This is a genomic window from Streptomyces sp. NPDC060209 (genome assembly GCF_042728155.1).
Lineage (GTDB): Bacteria > Actinomycetota > Actinomycetes > Streptomycetales > Streptomycetaceae > Streptomyces.
In genome coordinates this window covers 20,922-41,405 of the sequence record NZ_JBHWZS010000041.1, presented here as the reverse complement: position 1 = coordinate 41,405, position 20,484 = coordinate 20,922, and the positions used below count along the sequence as shown (strand labels likewise).

At 71.6% G+C, this 20,484-nt stretch carries 18 protein-coding genes; 4 read left to right on the top strand and 14 right to left on the bottom strand.

Translation table 11 applies throughout. From position 1 onward, the window contains the following. The 6 genes from ACFWFI_RS11340 to ACFWFI_RS11315 all read right to left on the bottom strand — a co-directional run. Nucleotides 1–814: hypothetical protein (locus tag ACFWFI_RS11340; protein ID WP_387387967.1), on the bottom strand; the 814-nt coding region annotated here is incomplete at its 3' end. Between the two features lie 185 nt (nt 815–999). Then, on the bottom strand, nt 1,000–1,944 hold the full coding sequence (locus tag ACFWFI_RS11335) for an N-acetylmuramoyl-L-alanine amidase (RefSeq protein WP_387387965.1): 945 nt from the start codon (nt 1,942–1,944) through the stop codon (nt 1,000–1,002). 22 nt (nt 1,945–1,966) lie between these two features. Further along, nucleotides 1,967–2,623, bottom strand: a complete 657-nt coding sequence (locus tag ACFWFI_RS11330) for a class I SAM-dependent methyltransferase (protein ID WP_387387963.1) — start codon at nt 2,621–2,623, stop codon at nt 1,967–1,969. A 136-nt stretch (nt 2,624–2,759) separates the two neighbouring features. Beyond that, nucleotides 2,760–4,067: a M20/M25/M40 family metallo-hydrolase gene (locus ACFWFI_RS11325; protein WP_387387961.1), complete on the bottom strand. Its 1,308-nt coding sequence runs from the start codon at nt 4,065–4,067 to the stop codon at nt 2,760–2,762. Beyond that, a complete protein-coding gene (locus tag ACFWFI_RS11320) occupies nt 4,064–5,452 on the bottom strand; it encodes a cytosine permease (RefSeq protein ID WP_387387960.1) in 1,389 nt (462 codons plus the stop codon). Before ACFWFI_RS11320 ends, ACFWFI_RS11325 begins: the two co-directional genes overlap by 4 nt. After that, nucleotides 5,452–6,405 (bottom strand): DUF1177 domain-containing protein, encoded by a 954-nt coding sequence (locus ACFWFI_RS11315; RefSeq protein WP_387387958.1) that lies wholly within the window; start codon nt 6,403–6,405, stop codon nt 5,452–5,454. The genes ACFWFI_RS11320 and ACFWFI_RS11315 overlap by 1 nt, the downstream gene beginning before the upstream one ends. 148 nt (nt 6,406–6,553) lie before the next feature. Here ACFWFI_RS11315 and ACFWFI_RS11310 point away from each other — a divergent pair, with 148 nt between their 5' ends. Continuing rightward, a complete protein-coding gene (locus tag ACFWFI_RS11310) occupies nt 6,554–7,381 on the top strand; it encodes an IclR family transcriptional regulator (protein ID WP_387387957.1) in 828 nt (275 codons plus the stop codon). 67 nt (nt 7,382–7,448) lie between these two features. Beyond that, the gene (pepE, locus tag ACFWFI_RS11305; protein ID WP_387387955.1) at nt 7,449–8,177 is read left to right on the top strand and encodes a dipeptidase PepE; all 729 of its coding nucleotides are present in this window, start codon (nt 7,449–7,451) and stop codon (nt 8,175–8,177) included. On the opposite strand, the gene ACFWFI_RS11300 is transcribed toward pepE, so the two are convergent. After that, complete coding sequence (locus ACFWFI_RS11300) at nt 8,143–9,675, bottom strand: MFS transporter (RefSeq protein WP_387387954.1); 1,533 nt, start codon at nt 9,673–9,675, stop codon at nt 8,143–8,145. The two genes, pepE and ACFWFI_RS11300, sit on opposite strands and share 35 nt — an antisense overlap. 246 nt (nt 9,676–9,921) lie before the next feature. Here ACFWFI_RS11300 and ACFWFI_RS11295 point away from each other — a divergent pair, with 246 nt between their 5' ends. Further along, nucleotides 9,922–11,436 carry an MFS transporter gene (locus ACFWFI_RS11295; protein ID WP_387387952.1) on the top strand — a complete coding sequence of 505 codons (1,515 nt, stop codon included), beginning with the start codon at nt 9,922–9,924 and terminating at the stop codon, nt 11,434–11,436. A 40-nt stretch (nt 11,437–11,476) separates the two neighbouring features. Here ACFWFI_RS11295 and ACFWFI_RS11290 read toward each other — a convergent pair whose 3' ends face one another. The 7 genes from ACFWFI_RS11290 to ACFWFI_RS11260 form a co-directional block, all read right to left on the bottom strand. Continuing rightward, nucleotides 11,477–12,109, bottom strand: coding sequence for a response regulator (locus tag ACFWFI_RS11290; protein WP_387387969.1), 633 nt, complete (start codon nt 12,107–12,109; stop codon nt 11,477–11,479). 192 nt (nt 12,110–12,301) lie between these two features. Next, a complete protein-coding gene (locus tag ACFWFI_RS11285; protein ID WP_387387950.1) occupies nt 12,302–13,912 on the bottom strand; it encodes a protein kinase domain-containing protein in 1,611 nt (536 codons plus the stop codon). A gap of 251 nt (nt 13,913–14,163) precedes the next feature. Beyond that, nucleotides 14,164–15,318 carry a sensor histidine kinase gene (locus ACFWFI_RS11280; RefSeq protein ID WP_387387949.1) on the bottom strand — a complete coding sequence of 385 codons (1,155 nt, stop codon included), beginning with the start codon at nt 15,316–15,318 and terminating at the stop codon, nt 14,164–14,166. 11 nt (nt 15,319–15,329) lie between these two features. Continuing rightward, nucleotides 15,330–16,052, bottom strand: coding sequence for an ABC transporter permease (locus ACFWFI_RS11275; protein WP_387387947.1), 723 nt, complete (start codon nt 16,050–16,052; stop codon nt 15,330–15,332). Next, the gene (locus ACFWFI_RS11270; protein WP_387387946.1) at nt 16,052–17,041 is read right to left on the bottom strand and encodes an ABC transporter ATP-binding protein; all 990 of its coding nucleotides are present in this window, start codon (nt 17,039–17,041) and stop codon (nt 16,052–16,054) included. The genes ACFWFI_RS11275 and ACFWFI_RS11270 overlap by 1 nt, the downstream gene beginning before the upstream one ends. 246 nt (nt 17,042–17,287) lie before the next feature. After that, nucleotides 17,288–17,464, bottom strand: coding sequence for a hypothetical protein (locus tag ACFWFI_RS11265; protein ID WP_387387945.1), 177 nt, complete (start codon nt 17,462–17,464; stop codon nt 17,288–17,290). A 111-nt stretch (nt 17,465–17,575) separates the two neighbouring features. After that, complete coding sequence (locus ACFWFI_RS11260) at nt 17,576–19,162, bottom strand: hypothetical protein (protein ID WP_387387944.1); 1,587 nt, start codon at nt 19,160–19,162, stop codon at nt 17,576–17,578. Nucleotides 19,163–19,360: 198 nt separating this feature from the next. Here ACFWFI_RS11260 and ACFWFI_RS11255 point away from each other — a divergent pair, with 198 nt between their 5' ends. Beyond that, a complete protein-coding gene (locus tag ACFWFI_RS11255) occupies nt 19,361–20,401 on the top strand; it encodes an ABC transporter substrate-binding protein (RefSeq protein ID WP_387387942.1) in 1,041 nt (346 codons plus the stop codon). Nucleotides 20,402–20,484 lie beyond the last annotated feature (83 nt).

Sequence of the window (20,484 nt, the reverse complement as noted above, 5' to 3'; positions counted from 1 at the left end):
CGCGCTGGATGCCCGTGGTGTCCTGGAGGACGCCACGACGGCCGTCCTGCGTCTGGGCGATGAGCCCGGGACCACGCTGCTCGACCGCGAGGTACCACGTACCGGGGGCGAGTTCGGCGATCGGGTTGGGGGCGCCGTCCTCGCCGTACAGCGGACGGGCCACCGGCACCGCGAACCAGAAGGGGGTGAAGTCACCGGCCGGTGCCCCACCGCCCTGCGGAGCCTGCTGCGCGGCCTGCTGGTGCTCCGGCTGGCCGGGCTGGCCCGGCTGGGCACCGTAAGGCTGCGGCTGGCCGGGCTGTGCGCCGAACGGCTGCTGGCCACCGGGGTAGCCATAGCCCTGGCCGGGCTGCTGGCCGTACGCCGGCTGCACCTGTGCCGGGCGGGGTGCGCCCACGAGCGGGGCCTTGAGCGCGGGAACCAGCGGAGTGGCCACGGCGCCGCCGGCGAGTGCGATGGCCGCCAGGAGTCCGAGGATCAGGCCCGCGCCCGCGTCACCGGCGTCGATGATCGTCCAGAACATGGTCCACAGGGAGAACACGGTGAACGCGGCGCCGAACTGGCCGAGTTCGAAGCCGACCACCTTGCGGCCCGGCATCGCACGGCTGACGATCAGCAGCGCGGCACCGATGATGCCGGCGAGGTAGATGCCCATCAGGACGGAGAGCGAGTCCCAGGCGTTCGCGCTGTAGCCCGAGCAGTCCACGCCCGAGGGGCAGTCGTAGCCGGAGAGGTCGAGGAAAGAGGCGATGAACAGCACGACCGCTGCTCCGATCACCACGCCGTCGCCTCGAGTGAGGGAGCGGATATTCACGTGAAGGTCCTTAGTCGGTCGTCTCGTCGGGGCGGTCGTCGATGCCGCCTGAACGGCGGGTACGGCGCGAAGCTCGGGGCGGCTCCCCATCGTACGGATGAATCTATCGTCTGCACGGGCGGGTTGTGATGTTGCCCGGACCCCGGACTGGCTATCCCCCCAATGTCGCCACTATCACCGCAGAACTACCTCTTGAGATAGCTGCCGATGCCCTCGGCAATGCCGAGAGCCGCTTTCTGGCGCCAGCCCGCGCTGGTGAGCAGGGCGGCATCCTCCGGATCACGCATATTGCCGCATTCGATGAACACTTTGGGCACGGTCGACAGATTCAGGCCGCCGAGATCGTTACGGGTGTCCAGTCCGGTGCGGTCGCCGATGTAATTGGAGGGGGCGCTTCCGGTAACGCGTACGAAATTCCCGGCAATCCGCACTCCCAGTTCACGCGAAGGGACCACGATCTTCGAGGTGTCCGCGTCTCCTCCGTTCACCGCTGCGGGGAGAATGACGTGGAATCCCCGGTTGCCGGTTGCGGAACCGTCCGCGTGAACCGAGACGACCGCGTCCGCCTTCTCCTTGTTGCCGATCCGCGCCCGCTCGTCGACGCACGGGCCGTAGGCGCGGTCGCCGTCCTGGGTGAGGACGACCTTCGCGCCCTGTTCCTCCAGCAGGGTGCGCAGCCTGCGGGAGACGTCGAGGGTGAACCGGGCTTCCGCGTAACCCGAGTTGGTGGCCGTGCCCGTGGTGTCGCACTCCTTGCGACCGGTGCCGATGTCCACCTGGCTGTTGATCTCCCGGGTGTGGTCGCGGTTACCGGGGTTGTGCCCGGGGTCGATCACCACGGTGCGGCCGGTGAGCGGGCCCCGGGGCAGGGGCCTGGCGGACGTGGGCCCCGTGGAGGGGCTCGCTGCCGCAGCCGACGACTGCCGGGGAGAGGGAGAGGGAGAGGAGGAGGACGGTACGGACGTCGCCGGCCGGGACGCGGATTCCGCTCCGGCGCCGGGACCCTGTCCGCCGTCGCCCGCGCATCCCGTGGCGGTCAGACAGACGCCCGCCAGCGCGGCGGCGGCGAACACGGGCCGACGGCGCGGGCCCGGGCGCGATGTGGGGGGAACGAAGTCGTCGTTACGCACGTCGCGATGCTATCCGTGGCGCTCAGACCCCCGGCCCCGTACGCCGCAGAACGCGCAGCGAGTCCGTCACCGAGATCTCGGTGAACGCCCCCGAGGCCAGGGCGCGTCGGTGGACGCGGTACGGGGCCTGGCCGCCGTCCGCCGGGTCCGGGAACACGTCGTGGATGACCAGCAGACCGCCGTCGGCGACCTTCGGGGCCCAGCCCTCGTAGTCGCCGTTCGCGTGCTCGTCGGTGTGCCCGCCGTCGATGAATACCAGGCCGAGCGACCCGCCCCAGACGGCCGCGACCTGCGGGGACCGCCCGACGAGCGCAACGACGTGCTCCTCCAGACCCGCCCGGTGCAGGGTGCGGCGGAAGGTCGGGAGAGTGTCCATCAGGCCGATCTCCGGGTCCACCACCGACGGGTCGTGGTACTCCCACCCCGGCTGCTGCTCCTCGCTGCCCCGGTGGTGGTCGACGGTCAGGGCGGTCACCCCGGCCGCTCGTGCGGCGTCCGCCAGCAGGATCGCGGACCGCCCGCAGTAGGTGCCGACCTCCAGGAGCGGCAGTCCCAGCGCGGCGGCCTCGACGGCTGCGGCGTACAGGGCGAGCCCTTCGTGGACCGGCATGAAGCCCTTGGCGGCCTCGAAGGCGGCGAGAACCTCCGGCTCGGGACGGTCGGCGGACTCGGCGGCCACGGGGTTCCTCCTGGTGGGGCGGTGGGTCGGACGGCGTCCCATCGTGCCGTACGCCCCCGCGACAAGGATCGGCGGGGGCGTACGGGTGGGGTGGGCCCGGGTCGGGGCAGGCCCCTGGCAGGGCTGCCGGGTCAGGTCAGCAGCTCTGCCAGAGTCGGGTCATGACCCGGACGCCGAAGCGCAGGCCCTCCAGCGGGACGCGCTCGTCCACGCCGTGGAAGAGCCGGCCGTAGTCCAGGTCGTGCGGGAGCTTCAGCCCCTTGAAGCCGAAGCAGCGTATGCCCAGGTGGGTGAAGGCCTTGGCGTCGGTGCCGCCGGGATTGCAGTACGGCACGGGGTGGCCGTCCGGGTCCTCCGCGCGGACCGCGTCGCACATCGCGTCGACCAGCGGGCCGTCGAACGTCGTCTCCAGCGCGATGTCGTGGTTGACCCACTCGCGGCTGACGGAGGGCAGCAGCAGCCGGTCGATCGTGTCGATCAGCTCCTGCTCGTGGCCCGGCAGGAAACGCCCGTCGACCCGGGCGGTGGCCTTCCCCGGGATCACGTTGGTCTGGTAACCCGCCGTGAACATGGTGGGGTTGGCGGAGTTGCGCAGCACCACCTGCATGAAGTCCGCCACCGGCCCCAGCCGGGACAGAGTGCCTTCGATGTCGTCCTCGTCGAACTCGACGCCGTAGAGGCGGGCGGCCTCCTCCAGCAGGGCGCGGACCGGCTCGATCAGCCGCACCGGGAAGGTCTCGCGGCCGATGCGGGTGAGGGACTCGGCGAGATCGGTGACCGCGTTCTCGTCGTTGGGGGACGAGCCGTGGCCGGCCCGGCCGGTGGCGGTGAGCTCCATCCAGGCCATGCCGCGCTGGGCGTTCTCGATGGGGTACAGCCGCCGGGTGTCGTCGATCGCGAAGGAGAACCCGCCCCCCTCGCCGATCGCCTCGGTGGCCCCGGCGAAGAGCTCGGGGCGGTGCTCGACCAGCCAGTGCGCGCCGAACTTCCCTCCCGCCTCCTCGTCGGCGAGGAAGGCGAGGACCAGATCGCGGGCCGGCCGGGTACCCGTCCGGGCGAAGTGCCGGGCGGTGGCCAGCATGACCGCGACCGTGTCCTTCATGTCGATCGCGCCGCGCCCCCAGAGGTAGCCGTCGCGGATCTCCCCGGAGAACGGCGGCACCTGCCACTCGGAGGCGTCGGCGGGTACGACGTCGAGGTGGCCGTGGACCAGCAGGGCGCCCCGCGACGGGTCGGCGCCCGCGATCCGCGCGATGACGTTGGCCCGGCCCGGGGCGGACTCGACCAGCACGGAGTCGATGCCGGCCTCGGCGAGGCGGGCCACCACCCAGTCGGCCGCCGCGCGTTCGTCGCTGGTGGGGTTGGAGGTGTCGAAGCGGATCAGCTCGGCGCAGAGGCCGACGACCTCCTCCTGGGCCTGTTCGGACGCGGGGACGATGCTCATGCTGCTCCTGCCGGGGTGGTGACGTGGGCGGCGGGAGCGGGGGTGTGCGCGTCGTCGTCCAGGGTGGAGGTGCCGTACGGCCTGACCCAGCCCAGCAGGCCGAGCACGCAGTACAGCAGGAAGGCGGTGGCCAGCGAGTTGAGGGCCGGTATACCGCCGTCGTAGAACTTGCCGACGCAGAACGCGGCGAGCCAGATGGCCAGGGACATCGGCACCCAGGTGGGAGAGGTCGCGGGCAGCGTCTGCGCCTCGCGGGTCTCGTCCAGCGGCCGCCGCATCCGCTTCACGACCCAGTACTCCGCGACGATGATGCCGCCGATCGGAGGGATCATCACGCCGAGCAGGGAGAGGAACTCCGTGAAGTGGGTCATGATGCCGACCGCGGAGAGCAGCGTCCCGGCGATACCGAGGGCGACGGTGACCACCCCGCGGTGCAGCCGCTTGCCGAAGACGACCTGGAAGAAGTTGACGACGCCGAGCGAGGAGCCGTACAGATTCCAGTCGTTGATCTTGGCGGTGGACATCAGGACCACGATCACGCCGAACGCGCCCGAGGTGGAGAGCACGATGTGCGAGACCTCGCTGGACTTCACCAGGTGGCCGAGGAGCACGCCGACCATGCCGACGATGTACTCGGAGAGGATCATCGAGGAGGCGCTCTGCACGAAGACGTGCGAGCCCTTCCTGTTGTAGCGGGTCATCTCCGGGGAGACGATGGCGCCCGTCATGTAGCCGCCCGCGATCGCGGTGGCGGCCACCGCGAGCGGGATCGTCTCACCGGGCGGCGGTGAGCTGATCAGGTCGCCGAGCGAGTGGTCGTTCAGCGTGGTGATCACCGACCAGGCGACCATGCCGAAGAAGAGCGGGGTGACGATCTTCGCGAACAGGGCCATGTAGCGGAAGCCGAAGATCACCAGGGCGGTGATCGCGATGCCCGCGATCACGCACCACATCCAGGACGGGCCGCCGACGAGTGCCGAGACGCTATTGCCGAAGATGGTGTTCTGGACGCCGAACCAGCCGACCAGGCTGACCGCGATGACGAAGCTGACCAGGGCCGAACCGTTTCGGCCGAAGCCCACCCAGCGGGTCAGCATCGGAGTCGCCAGACCCTCACGCATCCCGGCCAGGCCGATCGCGAAGATCACGATCTCCAGGATCACCGCGCCGAGCGTGAAGGCGAGGAACGCGTCCCCGAAGGTCATTCCCACACCGATGGTGGCGCCGAGCGTGAACTGGGAGATCGACCCGGACTGGGCCAGCCACTGCAGGAGCATCGACCAGAAGCCGAAGCGCTTGTCGCGCGGCACCCGTGAGAGCGAGTAGTCGTCGCTGCCGATGCTCTTGGCCTCGGGGGCCGCGGCGGCCCGGCTGTCGGATGCCATCAGGACTCCTGGGGTGTGCGGCCGAAGGTCTGCAGGTGAGCCAGCGACCCGTAGCGGTTGACGAGGTTGTCGAACTCCACCGCGTCGTGGAAGTCCAGGGTTCCGGCGCCGAAGGCCTTGGCGACCTCGACGGCGTACCGGGCGGCGGACGCGATGTCCGTCTCGTGACTCGCGCCCGTCTGGCAGCCCGGCACCGCGGCGGCCGAGGTGACCGCGAGACCGACGACAGGAGCGGCGGTCGCGGTGGAGGGCTGAAGAATCGAATTGATGTGGTGTGCACCGTTACCGTACGGGGTGATGTCCTGGGTGGTCACCGGGTAGGTGACCAACGGCTCACCGGTCACCACCGCGAGCAGCTCGCCGAGCTGCTCGGACACCCGGAGCACCCAGCCCTCCTTGACGGTGGGCGAGAGCGCCAGGCCCTTGTGGTTGATGATCCGGTTGCCCTTGGTGGTGTCGATGGAGAGCACGGCCTCCATCTCGCCGGTGACCTCGTGCCGGTTCATCGTGGCGATGTCCACCGGGGACCCCATGAAAGGAACCGGGTCGTGCGGCTCGGTCGGGGCGCTCGGGCAGATGTGCGTGGCGACGATCACGTCACCGGGCAGCGCGTCGCCCCGGCGGCGCATGTCCAGCAGCTTTGCGGCGGTGGCGAGCGCCGAGGCCGCGCCGTCGGCGTCGGAGACGAGTCCGGTCACCTCCGGCCGTGCGCCGACGCCCCCGAGCCGGCCGACCACCCCGAGGGTCCGGGCGCTGCCGCCCGAGGTGCGCCCCCGGGCGCCCGGGATGCGGACGAGCACGAAGTCCGTCGCCCCCCGGTCGCCGGTGACCGTCGTGACCTGCGCGGACGAGCCCTCGGCCCCGGCGACGGAGTCGAGGTATCCGACGACCGACTTGCCGCAGACCTGCGGGTCGTCCAGAAGCTCGACGATGTCCAGTACGTACTTGAGCATGGGGGGCCTTTCTCCGGAGCGGGACACCCGCCCGGCGCTTCTGCGGGGAAGCGCGGGGCGGGGTGCTGGAGCAACATTCGGGATCGGCTACCGTGGAACGCAACTCTTTCCCGTTATCTGCAATTCAGGTCTGAATGGTGAGATGCTGATGGCCGACTTCGATCTGGACCGGCGCACCCCGGCCGGGGCCCTGCAAACCGTCGACCGGGCGCTCCTGGTCCTGCTCGCCTTCGAGCGCACCCGGCCCGACTGGGGCGTGACCGAGGTCGCCGAGGAGTTCGGCTGGGACACCTCGGTCGCCCAGCGTCTGCTCGCCACGCTCGCGGGCCGCGGCTTCCTGGTGTCCGACCCGGTCACCCGCCGCTATCGCATCGGCCCCGCGGTGCTGCGGCTCGGCCGGCTCTGGGAGCGCTCGGGGTCACTGGAGCTGCTGGCCGCGCCGGTGCTGGAGGAACTGCGCCGGACCACCGGCGACACCGTCCTGTTCTGCCTGCCCGACAGCTTCCACATGCGGTGCGTGGCCGCCGAGGAGGGCGAGACAGGGCCGCTGCGCTACTACCCGCTGGTCGGCGAGCTCTACCCGGCGCACGCCGGGGCCACCAGCAAGTCCTTCTACGCCTACCTGCCCGACGACCAGCGCCACCGCCTCTTCCGGGGCCGCCCCATGGCCCGCTTCACCGACCGGACGGTCACCGACCCGGACCTGTTGGAGCAGGAGTTCCTCAAGGTCCGCGCCCAGGGATACGCGTGGACCGTCGGCGAGTACGACACTGGGATCGCCACCGTCGCCGTCCCCGTGTTCCTGGGGCGTGAGCCCTACGGCAGCCTCAGTCTCGGTGGAGGCGAGGACCGGTTCCGGGGAGCGCCCGAGGACCGGCTCGACGCGCTGCGCCACGCCGCCCACCTGCTGGAGCAGCGGCTCACCCACCCGCCCCAGCGGCCGAAGTCCCGCGCGGGGCGCCCCCGCAGCGCCTGACCCCTGCCCGTACACCGCCCGGCCGGCCTGTGTGCTGCCGCCGGTCCGACCCGCACGAGGACCACCCGTGAATCTGCTGCTGCTCTCCAACTCCACCCAGTACGGCCGCGGTTATCTGGAGCACGCTCTGGACACCGTCACCGCGTTCCTCCCGGCGGACGCGCGGCTGGCTTTCGTGCCTTACGCGCTGGCCGACCACGCCGCGTACACCGCGCGCGTCCGCGGGGCCCTGGAACCGTCCGGCATCACCGTGCGTGGCGTCCACGAGAGCTCCGATCCCGTGTCGGAACTCGCCGCCTCGGACGCCGTGTTCATCGGCGGGGGCAACTCCTTCCGGCTCCTCGACGCCCTGTACCGCACCGGCCTCCGGGAAGCGGTACGGGACGCCGCACGGAACGGAATGCCCTACATGGGAGCCAGCGCGGGCACCAACATGGCCGCGCCGACCCTCCGGACCTCCAACGACATGCCCATCGTGCAGCCGCCGTCCTTCGAGGCGCTGGGCCTGGTCCCGTTCCAGATCAACCCGCACTACCTGGACCCGGACCCGGCCAGCACCCACAAGGGCGAGACCCGTGAGGAGCGGCTCACCGAATTCCTCGAGGAGAACGACGTCCCGGTGCTCGGGCTGCGTGAGGGATCCTGGCTCCGGGTCCGCGAGGGCGGGGCGACGGTCGAGGGAGCCCAGCCCGCCCGGCTGTTCAGCCGTGGCGTCCGGCCGCGGGAGCTCGCGGCCGGAACCGATGTGTCCGAGCTGCTGGCTACGGAGCCGAGGTTCGACGCTCCGGAGCACTGACCGGCACCGCCACGGGGGCGGACTCCGCGGCGGCGAGCGCGTCGCCCGCACTGCTGGCAAGCAGTACCGGGCGCGCCTGCCGCTGCGCCGGAAGGAAGGCGGCCAGCACGAGGCCGATCAGCACCGCCCCGGTGGCGATCACGAACGAGGTCCGGAAGCCCTCCATGGTGGGGACGTCCACCGACCCCATCCGCACCGAGGTGTTCGCCAGCACCATGCCGATCACCGCACTCGACAGCGAGGTGCCGATCGACCGCATCAGCGTGTTCAGGCCGTTGGCCGCACCGGTCTCGGACGCGTCGACCGCCCCGATGATCAGGGCGGGCAGCGAGGAGTAGGCGAGCCCGATACCCGCTCCGAGCACCACCGCGATCACCACGGTCTGCCAGGCGGCGCTCATCAGGCCGAGCCCCGCCCCGTAACCGACGGCGATGATCAGCATGCCCAGCATCAGGGAGGCCTTGGGACCGCGGCGGGCGGAGAGCCGGGCGTACAGCGGGGCGACGAACATCATGGTCAGACCCAGCGGCGCCACGCAGAGCCCCGCCATCACCATGGACTGCCCCAGGCCGTAGCCCGTCGACTCGGGCAGCTGCAGCAACTGCGGGAGGACCAGCGAGACGGCGTAGAAGGCCACCCCGACCATGATCGAGACGAGGTTGGTGAGCAGCACCTCACGTCGGGCGCTGGTCCGCAGATCGACCAGCGGCGCCGGGGAGCGCAGCTCGAACAGGCCCCACAGCACCAGGATCACCAGGGACGCGGCGATCAGGCCGAGCGTCAGGGGAGAGGTCCAGCCCCAGTCGCCTCCCTTGGTGACGGGCAGCAGCAGGCAGACCAGGCCGAGGGAGAGCCCCAGCGCTCCGACGAGGTCGAAGCGCCCCGGCGCGCGCAGCGGGGGCTCCGGCACGACGAGGACCGTCAGGGTCATCGCCAGCACACCCAGCGCGGCCGAGCTGAGGAAGAGCGCGTGCCAGTCGGCGTGCTGGGCGATGAGCGCGGCGGCGGGCAGCGCGAGTCCGCCGCCCACTCCTATGGAGGAGCTCATCAGGGCCATCGCCGAGCCGAGCTTCTCGCGCGGCAGCACATCGCGCATGATGCCGATCCCCAGCGGGATGGCCCCCATGGCGAACCCCTGGAGCGCCCGGCCGACGATCATGATCACGAGGTCGTCGGTGGAGGCGCAGATCAGCGAGCCGACCACCATCACCGCGAGGCTGGCCAGCAGCATCCGCCGCTTGCCGTACAGATCGCCGAGCCGCCCCATGATCGGGGTCGCGACGGCACCGGCGAGCAGGGTCGCCGTCATCACCCAGGTCGCGTTGGCCGGGTCCGTCCCGAGCAGCGACGGCAGGTCCTTGATCACGGGGACGAGCAGGGTCTGCATCACCGCGACGGTGATCCCCGCGAACGCGAGTACGGGAACGACGCCGCCGCCCTTGCCCCGGCGCGGGTCCGGCAGCTCCCCGGCTTGCTGTTCGTTCGTCGTCCGTTGCATACGTGTGGCCTCCGGGCAGGGGAAGAAGCGGAAGTTCGAGCGGGGTGGAGCATGCGGCAGCGCGCCGAAGGGCAGCGCCGACCGCCAAGTGTGTGCATGTTGAACGCTTCCGTACGCCCGCGATATTCCGGTGAACGCGGCGTAAAAAGAGGGAAGTCGGCGAAGGTCCTACGCCAGGGGACGGAGACCTGATGAGACCGGCGGGGGACCTGAAACCGATGTACGGGGCATGAGTGGCCTGCGAGTATGACACGCATGGTTGACGTCTCCCCGCCCACGCGGCCTCCCGCCCGGTCCAGAACCCGCACGTGGGCCGTGGTCGCGGCCGCCTGCACCGGCCAGTTCCTGGTCGTCCTCGATGTGTCCGTCGTCAATGTGGCGCTGCCGTCCATGCGCACGGACCTGGGCCTGAGCGCACCCGGACTGCAGTGGGTCGTCAACGCCTACTCCATCGCCTTCGCCGGCTTCATGCTGCTCGGCGGGCGGGCCGCGGACATATACGGCCGCAAGCGGATGTTCCTGACCGGGCTCGGCCTCTTCACCGTCGCCTCGCTGGCCGGCGGGTTCGCGCAGGAGGGCTGGCAACTCCTCGCCGCCCGCGCCGGGCAGGGACTCGGCGCGGCCGTGCTGTCCCCCGCGACCCTCACCCTTCTCACCGCCGCCGTCCCCGAGGGCCCGGCGCGGACCCGGGCCATCGGCACCTGGATGGCGGTCGGCGCGGGCGGCGGAGCGGCCGGCGGGCTGATCGGCGGAGTGCTCACCGACACCCTCTCCTGGCGGTGGGTCCTGCTGATCAACGTGCCGATCGGCATCCTCGTCCTCGCGGGCGCGGCGGTGTGGCTGGCCGAGGGCCGGGCCGGTGAGCGCCGCCGCGTGGACCTGCTGGGCGCGGTGCTCGTCACGGCCGGACTGGCGACGACGGCGTACGGCATCGTGCAGACCGAGGCCGCGGGCTGGACCGCGTCCGCCACCCTGGTGCCCCTGCTGGGCGGCCTGGCGCTGCTCGGCCTGTTCGTCCTGGTCGAGTCGAGGGCGGCGGTGCCGCTGATGCCGCTGCGGGTGCTCGCGGTGCGCGCCGTCTCCGCGGCGAACGTGTCGATGCTGCTGCTCGGGTCGGCGACGTTCGGCATGTGGTACTTCATGACCGTCTACGCCCAGAACGTCCTGGGCTACACACCGCTGCAGGCGGGCCTCGCCCTCCTGCCGACGTCCGTCGCCGTCTTCGCCGGCTCGAAGGCCGCCCCCAGGATCATGGCGCGGACCGGCGCCAAGACCCTGGCCGTGACGGGTGTCCTGGTCGCCGCCGCCGGATTCGGCTGGCAGTCCACCATGGGTGTGCACGGCTCCTACCTCACCTCGGTCTGCCTCCCCGGCGTCCTGATGATGGCCGGGGCCGGACTGGCCTCCACCCCGCTGGCCACACTCGCCACCTCCGGTGCGGCGGCCGGTGACGCCGGACTCGTCTCCGGACTGGTCAACACCTCCCGGACGATGGGCGGTGCGCTGGGCCTCGCCGCGCTCTCCACGGTCGCGGCGGCCCGCACGGCGGGCTCGGCCGAGGCCGCGGAGATCACGGCCGGATACGCCCTGGCCTTCCGGACGTCCGCCGTGGTGCTGGTGGCCGGAGCGGTGATGATGCTGGTCTGGCTGCCGGGGCGCGGGGGAATGAGCGCGGGCGGCCGGCCGGGCACGAGGGCCGGGGGCCGGGCGGGGCAGCCGGGGAAGAGGACGCCACCGGCGCTGCACTCCCCGGAGGCGTGAAAATCCTCCTCCGGCGGGGGAGGGAGGAACGGACGGTACGTCAGAGCCAGCCCTGCTGACGCGCCGCGCGCATCGCCTCCATGCGGTTGCGGGTGCCCGTCTTGCCGATGGCCGAGGAGAGGTAGTTGCGGACAGTGGACTCCGACAGGCGCAGCTTCCCGGCGATGTCCGCGACCGTCGCCCCGTCCACTGACGCGTTCAGCGCGTCCCGCTCCCGTGGGGTCAGAGGGCTCGGGCCCGCGCCCAGCGCGGCGGCGGCGAGCGCCGGATCGATCACGGTCTCGCCGCCCAGCACCTGCCGGATCGCCTTCGCCAGATCCCCGACCGGGCCGTCCTTCACCAGGAAGCCCGAGGCTCCGGCCTCCATGGCGCGCCGCAGATAGCCCGGCCTGCCGAAGGTCGTGAGGATCAGCACCCGGCAGTCCGGCACCTCCGTACGCAGGTCGGCGGCAGCGTCCAGGCCGCTGCGGCCCGGGAGTTCGATGTCCAGCAGTGCCACATCCGGGCGGGCCAGATGTGCCGCGTCGACGATCTCGTCGCCGGCGGCCACCTGGGCGACCACCTCGAAGTCCGGCTCCATCCCGAGCAGGAGGGCGAGCGCGCTGCGCATCATGCCCTGGTCCTCGGCGAGCAGGATGCGCACCGAACCCGTGGGCCGGTGGTCCTCCGGCATCTCGTTCACGGGCTCAGAGTAGGCCGCCGGGGCTCTCGCGGAGGGCCCGACGCCACCACCTCGCCGGGTGGCGCGCCCCACCCGGCCCGCTACCCCTCCCGTCCTGAACGGAGTGACCGATCCGGCCCGGCGCGTGGCCTGCCCCGGCTGAGCCGCGCGGCATCCGCGACCGGTCGGCCCGTCAGCACCGACTCACGTGCTCGTCCCGGCAGGCGGCTGCTTGAAGTCAAGGACTCGCTGATACAGCTGGCGGGCGCGTTCGTGGTTCCCGGCGTCGCGCTCCACGTCGGCCCAGTACAGGAGTACGTCGGCCCTCTGCTCAGTAGGTCCGTCTGCCTCGGTGCTCTGCTGGAGCAGCCTGCGGGCTTCCTCCAGATTCCCGGCCCACACCTCGATCACGGCCAGGTTCCACGACGCTGCCATGACCATGCCCCACTCGCCGCTGTCGATCGCCTGCCCGAGGAGGTTGCGGGCGTCCTCCACGTTCCCGGCGTCTCTTTCCAGCAGACCCCAGGAGTTGAGCGCCCAGCTCCTGTGCCAGAGAGGACCGGTCTCGACGACTTGCTGGTACAGCCTGCGCCCCTCGTCCACATTCCCGGCCTGCGTCTCCAACCAGCCCAGGCCGTTGCGTGCGTCGGACGTCTGCTCAGGGGTGCCGCCGGCGTCGATGGCCTGCTGGAGCAACGTGCGCCCCTCATCCGGATTCCCTGCGCCCGCCTCCAGATTCGCGAGGCGGAGCAGCGCGTCGACATGGCGGTGCAGTTCCCGGTCACGCTCCCGATCATTCGGACGCCCCCGGTCGGCCGCGTTCTCCTCGTCCGCCTCCGCCTCCGCCTCCGCCTCCGCCTCCGCCTCCGCCTCCGCCTCCGCCTCCGCCTCCGCCTCCGCCTCCGCCTCCGGATCGGTCTCGGAGGAGACCGTGTCGTCCCGTGCGGGAGGGATGACGTCCCGCTCGGCGATCATTGTGGTGAGGGCGGGGGGCAGCCACGAGATCCCCGCCCCGTCCGGGATGACCACCCGGTCGAGAATCTGTTCCACGGTCGGACGTCGCGAGGCGTCCTTGGCCAGACAGTCCGCGACCAGCGGGGAGAGGGCCGCAGGCAGCCCCGACAGGTCCGGATCCTCGTGCACCACCCGGTAGTTCACCGAGTGAGGGATGCCTGCTCCGAAAGGCGGCCGGCCGGTCGCCGCGTAGGCGATCACGACGCCGAGGGAGAACACGTCCGACGCCGGCCCGGCACGATTTCCCACAAGGTGCTCCGGAGCCATGAAACCGGGTGTCCCGATGGCCATTCCTGTGCTGGTGAGGTGCGTGTCCTCGACCGCCCGAGCGATGCCGAAATCAATCAGCCGGGGGCCGTCCGATGCCAGCAGGACGTTCCCCGGCTTCAGGTCACGGTGCACCATCTCGCAGTCGTGTACGGCGGCGAGCCCTTCCGCGAGCCCGGCGGTCAGCAGCCCCAACGCGCGCTCCGGCAGCGGACCGTTCTGCTCGACGGCCTGGTGCAACGAGGGGCCGGGAATGTAGGAGGTGGCCAGCCACGGCGGATCAGCCGCAGGATCGGCGCCTACGACGTGTGCGGTGTAGAAGCCGCCGACCCGCTGTGCGGCCGCTACTTCGCGCGCGAAACGCCGTCGGAACCCGGTGTCCACTGCCAGCTCCGGCCGTACCACCTTCACCGCCACCAGGCGACTACCACGCGAACGGCCCAGAAACACCTGCCCCATCCCGCCCCCGCCCAGCCTCTTCAGTAACCGGTACGGCCCGACCTCCGTCGGATCCCCGGCCCGCAACTCCTCCACGTCGCCCCCTTCGAACGAAGAACCTCCGCGCCCGGCCCACTGGTCGCGAGACCCTCGTGACCCGTTGCTGTGCTGAGGCCACTACCCCTACCCAGGACGCCACTACCGCCCCGGCAGTTCTGGTGCCGGCGGCCCCGAAAGCCGGTGAGTCCGGCTGCTCGCGGAAAAAGGCACCACGGTCACCGAAGCCGATGAGCCCCACAAGACGCTGCCACGGCACGTGCGACTCCGTCGACGCCGCATGAGAGGCATTAAGGGCAGTCCCGCCCTCCGGGGCCCTCCGGCGCCTCGGCCGGAAGTTCCGCGGTCACGACGAAGCCGCCGTCCGGGCCCGGGCCCGACTTCAGGGAGCCGCCCGCGGCGGTCAGCCGTTCGGCCAGTCCCTTCAGCCCCGTACCGCCGACCGGGCCCGCGGGCTGTTCGGGGCCGGCGCCGTCGTCCGTCACGGTCAGCCGGACCCGTTCGGGTGTGGAGTCGATCACGAACACACAGCGGGTCGCGCCACTGTGGCGTACGGCGTTGGTGACGGCCTCCCGCGCCACCCAGCCCAGCAGCGCGTCGGTCTGCGGAGCCGGGGACGGCCCCGAGCGGTGGACGACCGTCTCGATCCCGGCGGCGGTCAGCACCGGGCCGGCCCGGTCCAGCTCGGTGGCCAGGCTCCCCTCGCGGTAGCCCGTCACCGCCTCACGGATCTCGGTGAGGGCCTGGCGGCCCACGGACTCGATGTCGGAGACCTGCGCGATCGCGGCGTCGATGTCGTGAGGAGCGAGCCGCCGTGCCGCCTCCGACTTGACGACGACGACCGACAGGGTGTGTCCGAGCAGATCGTGCAGATCACGTGAGAAGCGCAGCCGTTCCTGCTCGACGGCGCTGCGCGCCAGTTCCTGCCGGGTCGCGCGCAGTTCCGTCACCGTCTCGGACAGGGTGAGGATCGCGGCCGTCACACCCCCGGAGATGAACGTGCCGTACCCGATCGTCCACGGCTCCGACACGTGGTCGCCGTGCCACACGGCCACAGCGCAGGCGCACGCGGCCAGGACGATCAGGCCGATGCCCAGCCGCCTCCCGCGCAGGATCGTGCCGCAGGCCAGCGAGAACAAGGGGAAGAAGAGCAGCCAGTTGCCGCCGTAGCCCATCGCGAGACCGAAGGTGATGGTGCCCATCGCGGCGAGCAGCACGTAGGACGTGACGCTCTCCCGCTTCCTCCTGTCGAAACCCCGGAACACCACCGAGATGTAGAGGGAGTTGAAGGCCAGCAGTCCCAGGCCGCCGACCCAGGGGTTCGGCGTCTCGCCCTGCCAGAGGTTGGAGAACGCGCCGAGTCCCATCAGCAGCGTCGGGAGCAGGGCGTAGGGGCCGGGCGGGCCGGGCCGTCGGTTTCGCTTTCCCGCCGTCTTCCCGCGCACGGCCGCTCCCCTCACAGGGTCCTCGCCGACCGGCGGTAGGACAGCACCGCGTACCCGCCGAACAGCAGCAGCCACACGCCCAGTACGGCCGCGGACCCGGCCGCCGGGGCGTGCCCGGCGATGGTCGCCCAGCCCAGGTCGGCGAAACCGTGCGCGGGCGTGAACCTGCCGACGGCGCCCAGCCATCCGGGGAACATGCCGAGCGGGAACCACAGCCCGCCGACGACCGCGAAGCCCATCAGACAGGCCACGTTGACCACTCCGGTGCCCTGGGGGGTGAGACGGTAGCCGTTGCCGATGCCGAGCAGGGTGAAGGGCAGCGCGCCGATCCACAGCAGCAGCACCAGCGCACCCCACTGCCAGAGCTCCAGCCGCACGCCGTTGACGAGGGCCCCGGCCAGCAGGACGGTGAGGACGGTCGGCAGGACCGTCACCGAACCGCTGATCGCACGTCCTGCCACAGCGCGCCCCGGGGACAGCGGTGTGATCCTCAACTGCTGCAGCCAGCCGAGGGACTTGTCCGACGCGATGCCCGTACCGATCGCCATGGCGGAACCGAGTGCCCCGTACGCCGCCATACCGACCATCGACGCGGCCTTCCAGTCGTCGTACGCGCCGCCCCCTCCGAGATTCGTGAAGAGCAGGTACATCATCACCGGCATGCCCGTCCCGAAGATCAGGAACGTGGGGTCACGCAGGGTCCGCCGGATTTCGAGGGCGATGTACGGGAACATCACACGGCCTCCTTCTCCTGGCCGGCCGCCGCCCCCGCGGGCGCGGGCGGTGACTCGGGCGTGGTCAGGGAGAGGAACGCGTCCTCCAGCGTTGCCCTGCTGACCTGGAGGCCGCGTACGGCCCCGAGCCGGGCCAGTTCGACGACCGTCGCGTCCGAGTCGTCCGTGCGCAGGAGGGCCCGGTCCCCGTGCACCTCGACGAACGTGACGCCGGGGAGCGACTCCAGCCCTGCGGCGGACCGGCCGGCCAGGTCGAAGGAGACCGCACCGCCGCCCGCCGAGCGCTTGATCACCTCGCCGCTTCCGTCCGCGACGATCCTGCCGCGGTCAAGGACGACGATCCGGTCGGCGTTCCCGTCGGCCTCCTCCAGATGATGCGTGGAGAAGAGGACGGTGGTGCCGCGTTGCGCGGAGGAGCGGATCGAGACCCAGAACGCGCGCCTCGCCTCCACGTCCAGGGCCGCAGTCGGCTCGTCCAGCACGACCAGTTCGGGATCACCTGCCAGCGCGACGGCGAAACGGACGCGCTGGACCTGGCCGCCGGACAGCTTGTCGACGCGCCGGTCCGCGTACTCCGTCACCCCGGCGAGGGCCAGCGCCTCGGCCACGGGCAGCGGGCGCGGGTAGAGGGACGCGACGAAGCGGACCAGCTCACGCACCGTCACCCGGGGAATCGGACGGCCGTCCTGGAGCATCGCGCCGGCCAGCCCGGCACGGACCGCCCGGTCGGGGGTGCGGCCGAGGAGCCGGACCGTGCCGGAGTCCGGGTCGTTCAGGCCGAGCAGCAGGCTGATGGCCGTGGACTTGCCCGCGCCGTTGCGGCCGAGCAGGGCGACCGTCTCGCCCCGCCCGATCCTGAGGTCGATGCCGTCGACCGCCCGGACGGTGCGCCCCGCCCTCCCGAACGTCTTGACCGCCGCGGTGAACTCCACCGCCGGGCCGGCCCCCGTCTTCCCTGTCGTCCTCGTGGTCCCCGTTGTCCGTGTCATGACGACGACGCTACGGAACCGGTGCTCCCGGCGGCAGGGGCTTGTGTACGGAGTCCGCGATGACAAATGTCCTGGGACATCGAGCTGTTGGGCTTCCTCGGCGCGGCTCGGCCGCCGCACCGCCGAGGCCGCAGCACCGCCGAGGCCGCCGCACCGCCGAGGCCGCAGCACCGCCGAGGCCGCCGCACCGCCGAGGGCCGCCGCGGCCGGACGGCTGCGACGGCCCGCGTGTTCTACGGAGCGGTTTCAGGCCGCCACGCTGCCACCCCCTTCGGAGGGACGGCGGTGACGGCCGTGCGGCTGCGCGGTCGCGCTCTCCGCAGATGCGCCTCCTCGGTGCTTTCCGTAGCCGCCGGCTTCGGCCCGGTCCGCGTCCGCCTCGGACGGACGGTTCTGGGTCGTGTCGGTTCGGGCTTCAGACATGTGGGAAGTCTCCCCGTTGCAATCGCTTACGTGTGTGTCGCAGCCCCGCCGCCATCCGGCACGGTCACCGTCGGCGTCCGCACGGAACGGCTGCGTAGCCCGGAAGAGAGTTTATCCAGGTGCGGTGCGTCCCGTGAGAGGCGCCTGCCCCAGCGGGACGGGTTTGCACACACCGAAAACCGGGGCAGCCGCGGACGCGTCCGTTCCATTCGTGACGACCCGGTGAGGCTCGTCCGCAGGAGCCTCCAGCAGTGCCACGGCGCAGGGAGCGGCCTCCTGCGAGTACGGCAGGTGCAGCACTCCTTCCCGGGTCCAGAAACCGGTTCCGGCCAGCCACCCGCCGGGTGCCGCGACCTGGTGCAGCCGACGCCCCGCCGGACGCCACAGCCCCACCCAGCTGCCGGCGGCCCCGTCGATCCGGAGGGCCACCGCGCAGCTCTCCGGCATCAGCATCTGGCCGGGCTGTACGGCGAACGGCGTCAACGTCTCGTCCGCCGCGCGCAGGCACTCCGGGAACCGCACCGGGAGGCAGCTGCCGAGTACGCCCCAGCCGAGCCGGTCGTGGCCGGGTGCGTCCGACCGGACCAGCAGCAGGCCGCTGTCGGCGTCGGCCATCAGCAGCCTGTCGTTGCTCTCCGGCGCGATCTGCAGCAGCGGTGTCACCTCGCCGCCGCGCTCCAGGTCCACGACGACCGCCTTCAGGGGGCCGCCGCCGGGCATCTGCCGGTCCAGGGCGAGCAGCCGGCCTTCGCGGTCCAGCCAGACACCGCCCGAACAGCGTCCCGGTACATCCGCGACATGCTCGGGGCCGAACGCACCACCCGCCACCAGCCAGACGCCGGTGGAGCGTTCGCCGGGAAGCAGGGCGAAGACGCTCATGCCGTCCGGGGACGGGGGCAGGAGCGCGAGGTCCGTGCAGTCGAGGGCGCCGAGCGGGATTTCTCCAGTTTCGGGCCCGGTCGGATACAGCAGCGAGAACGTGTGCCGGTCGGCCGCCACCCGTCGCCGGATCAGGACCCGCCCGTCCGAGAGCGGCAGGACGTCGGCCTCCGCCTCCTCCGGCTGGCCGAGAGGGAGGGGCACGGCGTAGGGCTCGGGGCCGTCCAGTGTCCAGCGCTCGGGGAACCAGGCCGGCTCGTCCGCCGTCCCGGCCGCGGTGAGCCGCGCCGCGTACGAGTGGTCGGCGGCGATGGTGAGCGCGGGCGGCACGAGACGCGACGGAGCCAGGGAGCAGGCCGCTTCCACGGTCGGTGCCGCAGACGCGGTCCGTAGGGGCGGTTCGGGGGATGCGGTCCGTACCGGCGGCGCCGCAGGCATGGGTGGAGCCGGTGGCACGGGCGGGACCGGCGGTACGGAGGGGAGGGGCGGTACGGGTGCGGCGGCCTTCCCGGGCTCGCCGGATCCACCCTGTGCGGCCTCGGACGCGACAGGGCTGCCGGGGCCGACGGCGGCGGCATCGGGCACCCCCACGTCACGCGGACCGGCCCCCTGGTCAGGCGTCTGTGCCGTGACCGGATCGGCGCCCAGGTCCGCCGCAGCCGCTCTGAGTGGATCCGCGCCTTCGTCCGACGCGCCCGCGGCGCGGGGTTTCACGGGCTCGGCCGGTCCGTCCGGTTCCGCCGGTTCGGGTGCGGGCTGGGTCGTCGCGGCAGCCCTTGGGACTCCGGCGGTCTTGTCCTCGATGGCACAGGCAGTCATGGTCCGGTCACCTCCGGCAACAGAAGCTAGATTTCGGACACCCCACCGGACAACACGAGCCACGTCACTTCACACATAAGGGTGCCGATGTCCTGATTCGCCTGCGGAGGCAGGGGTGGCTGTGCTGCCGCTTCCGTGTACACCTAAGGTGAGGCTTCCCTAAGAATTTCCTGTGTACGTCCCGAACCGGAGCAGAACATGTCCTTCAGACGCCGCGGCACCGCCGCGATCGGTCTCGCGGTCGCGGCCGCACTCTCCCTCTCCGCGTGCGGCGGCGACGGCACGGCGGGCGGCACGGCGGCCGGTGACACGGGCGGCGACAAGAAGGCGGCCGTCGCCACGGGCGGCAAGGACTTCGCCGACGCGGCCAAGAAGACGGCGCGGTACGGGACCGATGCCGGAGCCGGCGAATTCCCCCGTACGATCACCCACGCCATGGGCAGGACCGAGCTCGAGGCCGCTCCCGAGCGCGTGGTCGTGCTCGACGTCGGTGAGTTCGACAACGTCGTCTCCCTCGGTGTGAAGCCCGTCGGCTACGCACCCTCCGAGGGCGACGACGCCATCCCGTCGTACCTGGAGAAGGACGCCGGGAACCCGGTGAGCGTCGGGACGATCAACAGCCTCAACCTCGAAGCGATCGCCGGCCTGAAGCCGGATCTGATCCTCGGCAGCCAGCTGCGCGCCGCGGACAAGTACGACGAGCTCTCGAAGATCGCGCCGACCGTGTTCTCCATCCGCCCGGGATTCACCTGGAAGGAGAACTACCTCCTGAACGCCGCCGCGCTCGACAGGACCGCGAAGGCGAAGTCCGAGCTCGCCGCCTACGAGGCGAACGCGAAGAAGCTCGGTGAGGAGATCGGCCCGGACAAGCCGACCGTCTCCATGGTCCGCTACCTGCCGGACAGGATCCGCCTCTACGCCAAGGCGTCCTTCATCGGCACGATCCTCCAGGACGTCGGCCTGCCCCGGCCGAAGAACCAGCAGATCGACGATCTCGCCGCGGAGATCAGCCCGGAGAACATCGACCAGGCGGACGCCGACTGGATCTTCACCGGTGTGTACGGGGACGCGAAGGCCACCGAGCGCGACACCGCCCGCGCCAACCCGCTGTGGAAGAACCTCGCCGCGGTGAAGGCCGGACAGGCCAAGGACGTCTCCGACGAGACCTGGTACCTCGGCCTCGGAGTCACCTCCGCGAACCTGGTTCTCGACGACCTCCGCGCCGACCTGGCCAAGTAACGATTCGCACCGGCTGCGGGTCCCACTGCACAGGCCTCGGCGGCCAGGGGCGGCGGGGCACGGCGGACAGGTAGCCTTTCCTC